At 56.5% G+C, this 14,074-nt stretch carries 14 protein-coding genes; 5 read left to right on the forward strand and 9 right to left on the reverse strand.

Annotated elements, in window-relative coordinates; all coding sequences use genetic code 11:
* The first annotated feature begins 13 nt into the window (after positions 1 to 13).
* Genes thrB through ACOOFE_RS21420 form a run of 3 tightly spaced genes read left to right on the forward strand, consistent with a single transcriptional unit; the run spans position 14 to position 2,387 of the window.
* Positions 14 to 979: a homoserine kinase gene (gene thrB, locus ACOOFE_RS21410; protein ID WP_420411944.1), complete on the forward strand. Its 966-nt coding sequence runs from the start codon at positions 14 to 16 to the stop codon at positions 977 to 979.
* A complete protein-coding gene (gene rnhA / locus ACOOFE_RS21415; RefSeq protein ID WP_141188239.1) occupies positions 976 to 1,425 on the forward strand; it encodes a ribonuclease HI in 450 nt (149 codons plus the stop codon). Before thrB ends, rnhA begins: the two co-directional genes overlap by 4 nt.
* A gap of 35 nt (positions 1,426 to 1,460) precedes the next feature.
* The gene (locus tag ACOOFE_RS21420) at positions 1,461 to 2,387 is read left to right on the forward strand and encodes a diacylglycerol/lipid kinase family protein (RefSeq protein WP_420411945.1); all 927 of its coding nucleotides are present in this window, start codon (positions 1,461 to 1,463) and stop codon (positions 2,385 to 2,387) included.
* Between the two features lie 5 nt (positions 2,388 to 2,392).
* Here the strand turns inward: ACOOFE_RS21420 and ACOOFE_RS21425 are convergent, their stop codons facing one another.
* The 5 genes from ACOOFE_RS21425 to ACOOFE_RS21445 form a co-directional block, all read right to left on the reverse strand.
* A complete protein-coding gene (locus ACOOFE_RS21425; protein ID WP_420411946.1) occupies positions 2,393 to 5,305 on the reverse strand; it encodes an EAL domain-containing protein in 2,913 nt (970 codons plus the stop codon).
* 31 nt (positions 5,306 to 5,336) lie between these two features.
* A complete protein-coding gene (locus tag ACOOFE_RS21430; protein WP_420411947.1) occupies positions 5,337 to 5,975 on the reverse strand; it encodes a GNAT family N-acetyltransferase in 639 nt (212 codons plus the stop codon).
* A 19-nt stretch (positions 5,976 to 5,994) separates the two neighbouring features.
* Positions 5,995 to 7,284: a M16 family metallopeptidase gene (locus ACOOFE_RS21435; RefSeq protein ID WP_420411948.1), complete on the reverse strand. Its 1,290-nt coding sequence runs from the start codon at positions 7,282 to 7,284 to the stop codon at positions 5,995 to 5,997.
* 4 nt (positions 7,285 to 7,288) lie between these two features.
* Positions 7,289 to 8,695, reverse strand: coding sequence for a threonine synthase (gene thrC / locus ACOOFE_RS21440; protein WP_420411949.1), 1,407 nt, complete (start codon positions 8,693 to 8,695; stop codon positions 7,289 to 7,291).
* A 346-nt stretch (positions 8,696 to 9,041) separates the two neighbouring features.
* Positions 9,042 to 9,638, reverse strand: coding sequence for a YqgE/AlgH family protein (locus ACOOFE_RS21445; RefSeq protein WP_141188244.1), 597 nt, complete (start codon positions 9,636 to 9,638; stop codon positions 9,042 to 9,044).
* Positions 9,639 to 9,826: 188 nt separating this feature from the next.
* Between ACOOFE_RS21445 and ACOOFE_RS21450 the strand changes: the two genes are divergently transcribed.
* On the forward strand, positions 9,827 to 10,648 hold the full coding sequence (locus tag ACOOFE_RS21450; protein WP_420411950.1) for a protein-disulfide reductase DsbD domain-containing protein: 822 nt from the start codon (positions 9,827 to 9,829) through the stop codon (positions 10,646 to 10,648).
* Between the two features lie 153 nt (positions 10,649 to 10,801).
* Positions 10,802 to 11,284, forward strand: a complete 483-nt coding sequence (locus ACOOFE_RS21455) for a peroxiredoxin (protein ID WP_420411951.1) — start codon at positions 10,802 to 10,804, stop codon at positions 11,282 to 11,284.
* Here ACOOFE_RS21455 and ACOOFE_RS21460 read toward each other — a convergent pair.
* The 4 genes from ACOOFE_RS21460 to ACOOFE_RS21475 all read right to left on the reverse strand — a co-directional run bounded on the left by ACOOFE_RS21460 (position 11,281) and on the right by ACOOFE_RS21475 (position 14,047).
* Positions 11,281 to 12,048: an SURF1 family protein gene (locus ACOOFE_RS21460; protein ID WP_420411952.1), complete on the reverse strand. Its 768-nt coding sequence runs from the start codon at positions 12,046 to 12,048 to the stop codon at positions 11,281 to 11,283. The genes ACOOFE_RS21455 and ACOOFE_RS21460 overlap by 4 nt on opposite strands.
* Positions 12,049 to 12,062: 14 nt before the next feature.
* Positions 12,063 to 12,464 carry a DUF983 domain-containing protein gene (locus ACOOFE_RS21465; protein WP_420411953.1) on the reverse strand — a complete coding sequence of 134 codons (402 nt, stop codon included), beginning with the start codon at positions 12,462 to 12,464 and terminating at the stop codon, positions 12,063 to 12,065.
* Positions 12,465 to 12,556: 92 nt separating this feature from the next.
* Entirely contained in the window at positions 12,557 to 13,411 is an 855-nt protein-coding gene (locus tag ACOOFE_RS21470; protein ID WP_141188248.1) for a cytochrome c oxidase subunit 3, read from the reverse strand.
* 48 nt (positions 13,412 to 13,459) lie between these two features.
* Positions 13,460 to 14,047 carry a cytochrome c oxidase assembly protein gene (locus ACOOFE_RS21475; protein WP_420415617.1) on the reverse strand — a complete coding sequence of 196 codons (588 nt, stop codon included), beginning with the start codon at positions 14,045 to 14,047 and terminating at the stop codon, positions 13,460 to 13,462.
* Positions 14,048 to 14,074 lie beyond the last annotated feature (27 nt).

Below are 14,074 nucleotides of genomic sequence, written 5' to 3' on the forward strand. Positions count from 1 at the left end.
ACCGGATAACAACATGGCCGTTTACACGGAAGTCAGCGATGAAGAGCTCAATGCCTTCATCGGGAAATATGATGTCGGACAACTTCTATCCTATAAAGGAATTGCAGAAGGCGTCGAGAACAGCAATTACCTCGTTCAGACTGACAAGGCCTATTTCATCCTCACGCTCTACGAAAAACGGGTCAACCCGGACGACCTGCCGTTTTTCCTGAAACTGAAAGAGCATCTGGCCGGCAAAGGCTTGTCCTGCCCGACACCGGTGGCTTGCAAGGATGGCGAATTGCTGGGAACGCTGGCTGGGCGGCCAGCGGCGCTTGTAACGTTCTTGCAGGGCATGTCGGTCAAACGGCCACGTCCGGAGCATTGCGCAGAACTCGGCAAAGCCATGGCAGCATTTCATCTTGCCGGGGCCGATTATGAACTAACCCGCAAGAATGCGCTGGATCTTTCCGGCTGGCGGCCGTTGTTTGAACAAAGTGCGGAGCGCTGCGACACGGTTCATCCGGGTTTGGGCACCGAAATCACCAAAGAGCTTGATCAGCTTGAAGCCATCTGGCCGCAGGATCTGCCGTCCGGTGTTATTCACGCCGACCTTTTTCCGGACAATGTCTTTTTCTTGAACAATGAATTGTCCGGCCTGATCGACTTTTATTTCGCCTGCAACGATGCCCTTGCTTACGACATCGCTATCTGTCTCAATGCCTGGTGTTTTGAAGCCGACCTCTCGTTCAATGTCACCAAGGCGCGCGCACTGTTGAAAGGCTACACCTCTGTGCGCCCGCTGACAGATGCGGAGTTCGATGCCTTGCCAATCCTGTGCCGCGGTGCCGCTCTCCGGTTCCTGCTGACCCGTCTTTACGACTGGTTGAGCGTGCCGGAAGGGGCCCTTGTGACGCCGAAAGATCCGATGGAATACGTCAAGAAACTGCGCTTTCATCAAACCGTCGACAGCGCCAAAGCTTACGGACTTGAAGAATGAGCCAGGAAAACCGGGTCACGATCTATACCGACGGCGCCTGCTCGGGAAATCCGGGACCAGGCGGCTGGGGTGTCATCATGCGTTTTGGTGAGCACGAACGGGAATTGAACGGCGGCGAAGCGGAAACCACCAACAACCGGATGGAGCTCACCGCGGCCATCGAAGCACTCAACGCCTTGAAGCGCCCTTGCGCGGTCGATCTTTACACCGACAGCACCTATGTGCGCAGCGGCATCAGCGAGTGGATGTACGGCTGGAAACGGAAGAACTGGCGTACAGCAGCCAACAAGCCGGTCAAAAACGCTGACCTTTGGCAGGCGCTGGATGCGGCCAGGGAGCGCCATGATGTCACCTGGCACTGGGTGAAGGGTCATGCAGGGCATCCGGACAATGAACGCGCGGACGAACTCGCCCGCGGCGGTATGGAACCCTACAAATACAGCTAAAGCTGCAGCACTAATTCACGAGGCGAGGATCACTGGTGAACGATTTGCAGCAAACAACACCCGATACAACACGGTCAGGGCAACCCGGTGCTGCCGGAACTGTGCTCATTATGGCCAACCCTACATCCGGTGGCTACAACGGGCCTAAACTCCAGGATCTTAAAAAGCAGCTTGAAGCCGCAGGGCGCCACGTGGAGCTGCGGCTCACAACCCACGCCGGGGAAATCGGTGAAGTCTGCGCCAGTGCAGATTTAACGGCTGGAACACTGATCATTGCCGGCGGCGATGGGTCCGTGAATGAAGCCCTTACCGGGCTTCATGGCAAGGACTTCGTACCGAACCTCGCGGTCGTCCCCTCTGGAACGGCCAATGTCCTGGCCTTGGAACTTGGCTTGCCCCGCAAGGCGAATGATATCGCAGCGACCATTCTGAACCAAAAAACCAGACCCTTGCACTATGGCCTCGCCAATGGCCGCCCCTTTGTACTGATGGCGTCTGCAGGCTTTGACGCCGAAGTCGTTCATGCCGTGCCACTCGCCCTAAAACGAAAGCTGAAAAAACTCGCTTACGTTATCACGGCGTTCAAAATCGGATTGAAGCGGAATGGGACGCCGGTAACGGTCTCCCTTGATGGCGCAGATCCGATTGATGGAAAGTTCGCGGTTGCCAGCAACGCCCGCCATTATGGTGGACCATTTGTAATCTGCCCGGGCGGGGTGACCGATCCGGGGCTGCATATGCTCATTCTGAAACGGGATGATCCGTGGTCGTCTGTCCGTTACAGCATCGCATTGATGCTCGGCCGCATCCACAAGGCGAAGGGGGCAACTGTCCGCCCTTTCAATAAAGCGGTTATCTCAAGCCAGGCTCCGGTGGCCGCCCAAGTCGATGGAGACCCGTTTGGGGTCACGCCGCTGGAAATCCGGTTAGCCGATAAAACGGTGCCAATTCTGGCACCATAAACCTGTTAAGCGGATACGGCTTCTGCAGTGGGCATCTTACGCAGGATTTTTGTGGCTTCAGCTGCGGACACGGCTTCGCCAAAGAAGAAACCTTGCGCGAATTCACAGCCAAGCTGATAGAGCTCCAACGCGTCATTTTCGCTTTCCGCGCCTTCTGCGACGACCGACATGCCCAAATCATGCCCCATGGCCACCATCGTGCGCAAAAGCACTGGCCGTGCAGCAGATCCGTCCGGTTTGACGAAAGTCTGGTCAATCTTGATCGTGTCGAACGGGAACCGCTGCAAATAAGACAAGGAGGAATGCCCGGTTCCAAAATCGTCCAGCGACAGGCCGGCACCCAGGCTGCGCAGACGCTCCAGGACTTTGGCCGAATACTCCGGATTGGACATGACCAGAGATTCGGTCAATTCCAGTTTCAAGGTTCCGACCTCCAGCGAGTTCCGCGACAAAATCGCCTTCACGTCGTTGATCAGATCCTGCTTCAGAAGCTGGCGGGACGAAAGATTAACCGAAGCAAACAATGGATGCGGCATGGGGAACTCCCGCTGCCAGTGAGCCAGCTGAGTGGCGCCCTTGTCGAGCATATACATGCCAAGGTCGTTGATCAGCCCAGATTGTTCTGCAATCGGGATAAATTCCGCCGGAGAAATCTTCCCGCGCTTGGGGTGGTTCCAGCGGGCCAGCACTTCAAACCCGGCAACCGACTGATCTTCCAAACGGATAATCGGCTGGAAGAAGACTCCGAGTGTTTCCTTCTTGATGGCGTCCCGCAGATCCGTTTCCAGATCAACCACATTCTTGCCGAGCGGTCTTAGGATAGGCCGGTAGACTTCCTGACGGTCGCCGCCGAGGCGCTTGGCATGATTGAGGGCAATCTCGGCATTGGTGAGCATGTCTTCAACCGCCTGCTTACCGCCCTCAAAGAAGGAGATACCGACCGAACAGGTCAGGAAAATCTCCCGATCGCTGAAAGTAATGGGAGCACGTACCGCCTTACGCAGAGCATCGGCCAGCGCAACAATCCGGTCGGGTTCCTGCTCGGACAAAAGCATCAGGCCATATTGGTCGCTCGACAAACGGCCCAATGTGTCCTGTTGGCCGATCAGGCGGCCAAGGCGGCGCGCAACAGTCAAGAGAATGCTGTCGCCGGCCGACAGGCCAATGCTGTCGTTGACCTGTTTGAAGCGGTCCAGGTTGATGACAAGAACCGTTGGCTTTGCCGTTTTTTCTGCCTGGGATAGGACCACGCTGGTTTTCAAACGGTCGACAAACAGCTCCCGATTCGGCAAACCGGTGAGATTGTCATGGACGGCATCATGAAGAAGCCGCTCTTCAGCCGTCCGCTCTTCGGTCACATCGAGCAGCGTGCCGACACAACGGATCACTTCACCGTCGGCACCGACGATTGGCCGCGCACGCAGGCGGAACCAGCGGAAATGGCCATCTTCAGAGCGCAGGCGGAACGTTTGCTGGATCTTGCCGCGGCGCTGGTCGATGACCGCATCAAGCGTTGCCCGGAACCGATCGCGATCTTGTGGATGGAGAATTTCCAGCCAATCCCGCGCCGGACCTTCGAGCATTCCGCGTTTCAGATTTAACAGATTCTCGACCTCATTGCCGGTGAAGATCCGGTCACGGTCGATATCCCAGTCCCAAATGATGTCTCCGGATCCTGTCAAAGCGAGCGCTTTGCGTTCAACATCGGAGATAAGGCCCTGCGCAATGGCACCGCCGGCAAAGGCATGCTGCATCACTGTAAAGCCGATCAAGAGCACGATGAGAACCAGACCGCCGCCGAGAGCCGGCTGGACAATGTCATTGGACAGGCGTCCGGTTACGGTCATTGCCGCCCCGACCAGCCAGGCGATCAAGAGACACCAGGTCGGGATCAGCAAGATCGCCCGGTCGTAGGCCTGAAAGGCGAGCACTGCGATGGTAACAAAGCCGAGAAGACCAATGATTGCCAGCGACAAACGGGCAATGCCAGCCGCAATCGATGGATCCCAGACAGCGACCCCCAAAAGCCCCAAAAGCAGGATCAGCGTTGTCAGGGCCAAGTGGGAGTAATGGATGTTCCAGCGATTGAGGTTCAAATAGGCATAAAGGAAGATGATCAAGCTGGCCGCGAGCATCACCTCCGCCGAGGCACGGGCCAGCTGGCTGCCGCCGCCTTCGAGGTTGAACACCATGCCCCAGAAACCGAAGTCGATGCACAAATAGGCCAGCACAGACCAGGCCAGTGCGGCTGTTGCCGGGAACATGACGGTTCCCTTGACCACAAACAGAATGGTCAGGAACAGAGCCAGAAGCCCCGAGATGCCAAGAATGATACCCCGGTACAGCGAATAGGCGTTGACTGTTTCTTTGTAGACATCCGGCTCCCAAAGACGGACTTCCGGCAAATTCGGCGTGGTCAGTTCGGCGACAAACGTCACCACAGAGCCCGGATCGAGCGTGACCAGGAAGACATCGGCCTCAAGGCTCTTCTGACGTGTCGGCGCAATACCCTGGCTTGGCGTGATACTAGCGATCCGCGATGAACCGAGGTCCGGCCAGAACAATTCCGATTTCACCAGCTTGTAATTGGGGGCAACAATCAGCCGGTCGATCTGTTCATCGCTGGTGTTAGCGAGTGCAAAGACCGCCCAATTGGTATTTTGGCCACTGCGTGAAGGCACCTCGATTCGCCGGACAATGCCATCGGCACCTGGCGCGGTCGACACCTGGAGACGTGTTCCAGCGTCCCGATGAATGTCGATGGCCTTGGTGATATCAAGCGCTTCCACATCGAGCGGCACCGGGATCGGCTCGAGCGCAACCGCTGCGCCAGGCACAAGAACCGCTGCCAGAACAACGGCAAAGACGGCGGCGCTTCGAAGGAGATTAAAAAGATGGACCGGTAGTGATATCGACATGGTGCGAAGAACTACCGGTTTGAAGCACATGTCACAAGAAATCTTTCAAAATTCCCTCAACTACCGGAGTCAGCGTTCTGGGGCGCGCCGCAAAATCTTCAGACAAACAAGCCAAAAGCAAGTGATCCTGCCAAGAACCGTTGATTAACAAATAGTTGCGGGCATACCCTTCGCGGCTGAACCCGACGTTTTCGAGTAGCCGGATGGACGGTGTGTTGGTTGGAATACACGCCGCCTCGATCCGGTGAAGGTTTAAAACGTCGAAACAAAACGGCAAGATCATGGCAACAGCGGCCGACATGTGCCCTTTGCCCGCATGGCGCTCGCCCATCCAGTAGCCAAGGGTAGCCGACTGACTGACCCCGCGCCGGATGTTGCTCAGCGTCAGACCGCCGAGCAATTCGTCATTTCGGGCATTGAACAAGAGGAACGACAGGCTGCGCCCTTCTTTGCGGTCTCGGGCATAACGCCGCAGCCGGCGCCGGAATCCGGATTTGGTCAGATCATCGGACGGCCAGAGGGGTTCCCAAGGCGTCAAGAAGGCTCGGCTGTCGCTGCGAAGTACCGACCAGGCTTTGTAGTCCCCCATGATGGGCGGACGAAGGTAAAGGCCACCTGCTTCGATCAGAAGCTCGGCGTCTGGGGGTGGACCTGGGCGGAGCAGTGACATGCCGGTCCCCCTCTCCGCCTTACATAGACGCTGCCTGCTGAACCGGCGCTTGCTGCAGACGCACTGCCAGTTCATCGGCTGTCATAATGCCGTCCACGGGACCAATCGCTGTAAGCGTCGGTGTGGTGCCGACAAAGGTGTCATAAGCGACGCGCCGGACATCAGCCGCCGATACAGCTTCAATCTTCGCCGAAATCTCATCCGGAGCCAGCACCCGGCCATGAACCAGGATCTGCCGGGCGATCTGGCCAGCCCGAGCGGCCGGGCTTTCCAACGCCATCATCAGTCCGGCGCGGATCTGTGCCCGTGAGCGGGCGATTTCGTCATCGGTGATCGTGTGGGCGGCGGACACAAGCTCATCGGCGATCATCGGCATCAACGCCCCAAGGTCCTCATGACTGGTCGCCGCGTGAATGCCAAACAATCCGGTGTCAGAGAACGCCCAATGGAAGCTGTAGATCGCATAACACAGGCCGTGTTTTTCGCGGATCTCCTGGAACAGGCGGGAAGACATACCCCCGCCTAGGACAGAGGCTAGGATCTGGATGGCGTAATAGTCCTTGGCCTTGTAGGGGCGGCCTTCAAAACCAATCAGAACCTGCGCTTCCATCAGGTCTTTGTTGAGCAGCTTCTCACCGCCAGAGTAGCGGGCTTCCGGATCTGGAGCCGCTGGTTCGCTGTTGATGCCGGCAAATTTCTCATTTGCAAGCGCGACCAACTCAGCGTGGTCTACGGCACCGGCGGCAGCTAGAACCATGTCCGGTGCCCGGTAGCGGTCAGCGAGGTAATTGTTCAGGCTGTCACGACCAAAACCGCTCACAATCTGGGGCGTCCCGAGGATCGGACGGCCAATGGCCTGATCGGGCCAGGCCGTTGCCTGGAAGAGATCAAAGGCCTGATCTTCCGGGGCATCATTAGCAGCGCCAATTTCCTGCAAGATGACGTGCTGTTCCCGCACCAGTTCTTCGGCTTCAAAGGTGGAGTTCTGCAGAATGTCGGCCAGAATATCAACGGCAAGCGGCATATCTTCGGCCAGAATGCGCGCATAATAATTGGTGTGTTCGATGCTGGTTGAGGCGTTCAACTCGCCGCCCACGGCTTCGATTTCTTCAGCGATCCCGCGGGCGGACCGAGTGTTGGTGCCCTTGAACGCCATGTGCTCTAGAAGGTGCGTTATGCCGTTCTGATCGGCAGCCTCCGCACGTGACCCGGTTCGAATCCATACGCCCAATGCCGCAGTTTTCAAATGCGGCATCTGATCGGTGACGATCGTCAATCCATTGTCGAGAACTGTTGTTTCTACCTTCATTCAGTTACACCCCCGCCCCGACGGCACGGGCATGTTTTTCAATATGTTGTTCCACCGCGCCCTGCTCCGCTGCCAGAACCTGCTGGCGCTCTTCGGCGAACATCATGTCTTTCAAATTCTCCGGCAAGTCTGGCCGTACACCGCTGGCTTTTTCAACCGCATCCGGGAATTTGGCCGGATGAGCCGTACCCAAGACCACCATTGGTGTTTGGCCATCGTCATGAGACTTGGCCACATGCACACCAATGGCCGTATGCGGATCGAGCAAGTACCCTGCTTCTTTCCAGAGTTCAGCAATCGTTGCTGAGGTTTCAGCCTCATCGCACCGCCCTGCCGCGAACACCTGACGCATTTCGGCAAGCGGTCCGTCTTCAATGGTGAAGCTGCCAGACTGATTGAGTTGGTTCATCATCCGGCGGACGGTCTCGCCGTCGCGGCCGCAGACTTCCGACAGCAGCCGCTCGAAATTCGAGGACACCTGAATGTCCATGGACGGCGAGATCGTCGGCTGGACACCGCGTTTCTCATACCGGCCGGTTTCCAGGGTACGCGCCAGAATATCGTTCACATTGGTGGCTACCACCAGCTTCTCAACCGGCAGGCCCATTTTCATGGCGGCATATCCGGCGAAGATGTCACCGAAGTTTCCGGTTGGAACCGTGAAGGAGATTTTCCGGTGCGGTGCGCCAAGGGCAGCCCCCGCCACGAAATAATAGACGATTTGCGCCAGGATCCGAGCCCAGTTGATCGAATTGACGCCGGACAGCGCGACCCGATCCCGGAACGGGAAATTGTTGAACATACCTTTGACGATGGCCTGGCAGTCGTCAAAATTGCCGGTCAGGGCAAGCGCATGAACATTGTCCTCCGTCGGCGTGGTCATCTGCCGGCGCTGAACGTTGGACACCCGGCCATCTGGGAAGAGAATAAAGATGTCCGTTCGCTCGCGCCCGCGGAAGGCTTCAATCGCCGCCCCGCCCGTGTCGCCGGAGGTTGCTCCAACGATTGTTGCCCTAAGACCGCGCTCTGTCAGGACATAGTCCATCATGCGTCCGAGCAACTGCATGGCGACGTCCTTGAACGCCAAGGTCGGGCCATGGAACAGCTCAAGGACGTAGGTGTTGGACCCAGTCTGCACCAGCGGTGTGACCGCAGGATGCCGGAAGCTCGCATAGGAGTCTGCGATCATCGCTTTGAGGTCGGCATCGGGAATTGCGCCGGCGACAAACGGGCTGATCACCTGAAACGCGACGTCTTCGTAAGGTTTTCCAGCAAACGACGCGATGGTGTCTGCATCGAACTGCGGCCAGGTTTCCGGAAGATAGAGACCGCCATCACGAGCCAGTCCCTGAAGCAAAACGTCCGAGAATTCCAATACCGGTGCATCACCGCGCGTACTGCTGTATTTCACCGCGTCACTTCCCTTTGTATTTCCTGCTAGGCGCCAGACTTTTCAGGTCCTCTTGCGGATTGCAAAGCCTCACCCTACCCGAATTTCGTCCGGTTTTAAACAAACCAAGCCAACCAAGCGACTTACGCGTCATCCGGATTGGACGCAAGCCGCAGACAGGTAAAAATGTCCGAATTCCGGCAAAGCTGTCGGTTACCAGACGCTGCGTGCCGCTGGATTTCAGGCTTTGAGAGTGTCTAGATCAGCTGCTGTTCAGGTGGAATCGCTTGAACAGCCAAAAGCTGATCGATTTTAAAGTGGTAGAGCATCTTGTCTGCGTTCACCTGAACGCAGGATGCTCTAGGGCCTAAGCGTGGCCGGCTTCCGACATTAGAAGCGCCGGATCGATGCCAAGACTGCCAAGGGCTTTGTGCCATTTGTGCTCCGAATCCGGGTCAAACAAGATGTCCGGATCTGCCGGGGCAGTCAGCCAGCCATTGGCCTGAATTTCATCTTCCAGCTGCCCCGGTGCCCATCCAGCATATCCAAGTGCCAGCATAGCTTGACGCGGGCCGGTTCCTTCCGCAAGCGCGCGCAGGATCTCAAGGGTCGCAGTCAGACAAATACCATTATCGATCGCAAGCGTTGACTGATTCAGCTGGAAGTCATCGCTGTGAAGGACAAAGCCACGCTCCACTTCAACTGGGCCACCTTTATAAACATTCATGCCACGCACTTGCGCCGGCAAACGGATGGCGTTGTCGTCGTCAACAATGTCGAGTTGAATGAGCAGCTCTTCCAAGGACAGATGTTTGGCAACCTGATTGACGATCAGGCCCATTGCGCCCTGCTCGGAGTGGGAGCAGACATAAATGACAGAATGCTCGAAGCGGCTGTCGCCCATGCTTGGCATGGCAATCAAAAATTGGCCTTCCAGGGTGTCTGTCGCTTCGGTTTCGGACATACGCACCTCTTTGCATGATTGACGCCCACCGCCTTGTGCATTGTCAGCATAGCCTCATTAAGTCCTGATGTTAACGACTGTATGGGAGAACACCACAATTGAGGGTCACAATGGCGTCACGAGGAAATGACCGCTAAGCATCGCTAGACCTCATGACGGGCGGACAGACTTGGTGTAGCTGTTGTTTCATGATGAAAATCTTTTTTCTGCTGCTGGTGATGGTCCTGGGCGTTGTGCCCGCACAAGCCGCCACGACCAACTGGACAACTGTTCAAGGGGGAGCGGTTCGTCTGATTTCAACTGGGCCTCTTGAAGACGGCCATTATCTGGCCGGGCTGGAATTCAGCCTTGAACCGGGATGGCATACCTATTGGCGTTATCCAGGCGAAGCCGGTATTCCCCCGCAGATCACGCTGACCGAAAAAGACAATCTGAGCTCCTATCAGGTGCTCTATCCGGTTCCGGAACGCTACAATGACGGGTTTTCCAATTCCATTGTCTATCACGATGGGATCGTCCTCCCGATCCGCATTTTCCCCGAAGATCCGGCGGAACCGGTGCGCGTTTCCATCGAGTTGTTCTTCGGGATTTGCAAAGAAATCTGCGTTCCCGGGGATGCAGAACTCACCCTGGATCTTGCTCCTGATACGGAGCCGGACACGCTCGCTTCCAAACTGATCAATCGGGACCTTGCTGCGGTTCCAGGGATCGCACCGATTGGCCAGCTGGCAATACGCAATGTCACCTTCGCGAACCCGGACAAAGGTGTATTGAAAATAGATGCGGCTGTGGGCAGCAGTGACGCCCCTGAGCTTTTTGCCGCAGGACCTTTGGGCTCCTATATCGGGCTTCCTGTCTTGAAAGAAGCCGGTAACGGCACCGCTCAGTGGCATCTTTCAACCAAGGGACTGACAACAACTGACAGTGACAACAACTTGCGGCTTGTTCTCACCGCAAATGGCAATGCCCTTGAGTACCTGGCCCCGATCCAGCCAGATTGGGTTCAATAGGGCTAGAGTATCCGTTTTGGTCAAGCCGGATACTCTAGGCGCAGCTTCAATAGAAAATGTTTTGCCAATCCCCTCGACCTGTGCCGATATTCGCCCTATCTCAGCAGCGGGCTGCCAATGGTCCGGTAGCAGTTTTCAGGAGGGAAGAATTTCATGACACTCAAGGCTGGCGATCGCCTACCCGATGCAACATTCAAAGTCATGACCGCAGACGGTCCTGGCGAAATGACGTCCAAAGACCTTTTCGGTGGCAAGACCGTCGTCCTGTTTGGGGTTCCAGGTGCGTTTACCCCAACCTGTCACATGAACCATCTGCCCGGTTTTGTGGAACACGCTGACACGCTGAAAAGCAAAGGTGTCGATACAATTGCTGTGGTTTCAGTGAATGATGTTTTTGTCATGGATGCTTGGCAAAAGTCCTCCAATGCCGGTGCTATTACGTTCCTTGCCGATACAGCTGCCGAGTTCGTAGAAGCTGCAGGTCTCGGACTTGGCCCCGCACCGATCTTTGGACATCTGCGCTCGCAGCGGTTCGCGCTTGTTGCCAAAGACGGCGAAGTCACCTTCCTCGCGATCGAAGACAGCCCGGGCGATGCCACCAAAACTGGTGCAGCGGCCATTCTGGAAGCACTTTAATCCGCTTCCGCCGAATGCTCTTTCTTACGCGGCCACAGAAGTGTTGCCGCGTAAGCGAGGAATACTCCGATCAAGGTCGCGGCCAGGCCAAACCAGGTCAGGGCATAGCCTAGATGATCGTTTTTAAAACGCACCAGCGTTTCCCCGGCTTGCGGTAAACCGCCCGGCGGCGTGAACTGTTGTTCCGCATCGATGCTGAAAGGCGCTAGGCCTTTCAAATCCACACCCATGCTTTTGGCCATCGCGTCAGTATCGCGCGCAAACCACATACGGGCGTTCAGATCCGGTTCCGGGGTCGTCCACACCGGCGCTTCGCTCAACCGTAACAGGCCGGTCAGAGTTTGATCACCTGCAGGCGGTGTCAGCGCGATTTTCTTCCGATCTTCCGGCAACCCATATGGCAAGAACCCACGATTGACGAGCACAGTCCAACCGGCATCGGTTTCAAACGGGCTATAGACCATCTCGCCGGGACCACCGAAAGTGCCCACGGGGTCGGACAGTGAGATGTAATAAAGGACGTGGTCGTCCTTAAACTGCCCGGTGACAGTTACCCGCCGATAGTCATCCACATCCGACAATCTGCCCCAATCGGCCGGTGCCGGAGCAGCCACAGGGGCCGCTAGCAGCCCGGCTTCGACTTGCTCGATCAGGACTTCTTTTTCCGCAAGACGGCGGACTTGCCAGAAACCGAGATTAAGAAGGATCGTCAGGCCGACAATCGCGGCTAAGGACGGGATTACGAGCTTTCCGAAGCGGCCCATTGGGCGTGTCTCACTTAATCTTGGTTTTCGCCATTATCTGTATCTGCCAACCGGCCTTCTTCGGCGCTGTGGCGGAACTGCAGCGCAATCATCACACCCTTTAAAGGTCGCAGCGTGCCAAGGGCAAGAGCCGCAGTCAAAGGCAACCACAGTACCAGGTGCAGCCAAATCGGTGGCTGATATGACAGTTCGACGATCAACACCAAGGCAACGATGATGAACCCGACGATCATGATGACGAAGACGGCCGGGCCATCCCCGCTGTCCGCAAAGGAGTAATTCAGGCCGCAAGCCGAGCAGTTTTTCTTCAAACCCAGGAAACCGGAAAACAATTTTCCCTGCCCGCACCGTGGGCAATTGCCCGCAAGGCCTGCGGAGACCGGATTGACCGGCGGAAAATGCGCTTTGTCTTCCATTCCTTCAACTCCTGCCCGGCGGACAAAGAAAACGCCCGGTCGGATAACCGCCGGGCGCTTATTTATTATGTTCCTAGAAAACGTCTTCCGGCTCATTCGCCCCAGATGTAGATGGCGACAAACAGGAACAGCCAAACAACGTCAACGAAGTGCCAGTACCAGGCTGCTGCCTCAAAGCCGAAATGCTGTTCTTTGGTGAAGTGGCCAGCAAGGGCACGGAACAGGCAGACTGCAAGGAAGATGGTTCCTACGATCACGTGGAACCCGTGGAAGCCCGTCGCCATGAAGAACGTCGCACCATAAATGTTGCCGTCGAACGTGAAGGCGGCATGGCCATACTCGTAAGCCTGGCAGATGGTGAAGATCACGCCAAGGAAAACGGTCAGGGTCAAACCCCACTTCAGGCCTTCGCGATCGTCATGCAGCAGAGCATGGTGCGCCCAGGTGACGGTGGTGCCGGAACACAGAAGGATCAGCGTGTTCAACAGCGGCAGGTGCCACGGGTCGAAGGTCGCAATGCCATCCGGCGGCCAGTGACCACCAGTTGCCTCGACACGGGCAAACTGGATCGCTTCACCAGCAAACAGGGCCGCATCAAAGTAGGCCCAGAACCAAGCCACGAAGAACATCACTTCAGAGGCGATAAACAGCAGCATGCCATACCGCAGATGCAAGGATACAACGCGGGTGTGATGGCCTTCATGCGCTTCCTTGATGGTGTCGCGCCACCAAGCGAACATCACATACAGAATAATGAGAAGGCCGACTGCAAAGACACCCCAACCGGTCAGGTTGATGCCGAACAGGATGAATTCATCACCCTGGCCGTAACGCATGAAGCCGACAGCCCCCAGCATCATGATGAAAGCGCCGATAGACGCAATAAACGGCCACGGGCTGGGATCAACCAGGTGGTAATCGTGGTTCTTGGTATGTGCCTCAGCCATCGGCAAGCTCCCCAAACACATTCAGTTCCGGCGCAGCGCGCCGATCGCTTATAAGTTCGTTTCAGTCACAGACGTCACCGTCCGCGCTGCAACAGGTTGTTCCGGTTGTTCTACCGGGAAGAAGGTGTAGGACAAAGTGATTTCCTTCACATGTTTCAGCTCAGGATCTTTGTCCATTTCCGGATCGACAAAAAAGACGACCGGCATTTCGACTGTTTCACCCGGTTCGAGCGGCTGCTCGGTAAAGCAAAAACAGTCCAATTTGTTGAAGTACGCGCCAGCGGAAACAGGCGTCACATTGAATGTCGACGTCCCGACCGTGCGGTTGGCGCCGTTGTTAACCGCGATGTACGGCAATTGAGCGGTTTCACCCATTTTCAGGGTCACAGACCGCTCGACCGGCTTGAAATCCCAGGACAGCTTGCCGCTGACATTTCCGTCAAAACGAATTGTGATCATGCGGTTGATCACAACTTCGCTTTCTTGCTCGGCAACCTGGGTTGTCCCGCCAAAGCCAGTGACACGGCAAAACAGGTCATAGAGCGGAACAGCCGCATAGGCCGCGCCAACCATGAAGGCGAACGTTCCCGCACAAGCAATCGCGACTTTGCGATTGCGCCGGGATAGACCATCCATGTGTGTCGGTTCGCTCACGAAACCTCC

Source organism: Roseibium sp., assembly GCF_965216085.1.
Lineage (GTDB): Bacteria > Pseudomonadota > Alphaproteobacteria > Rhizobiales > Stappiaceae > Roseibium.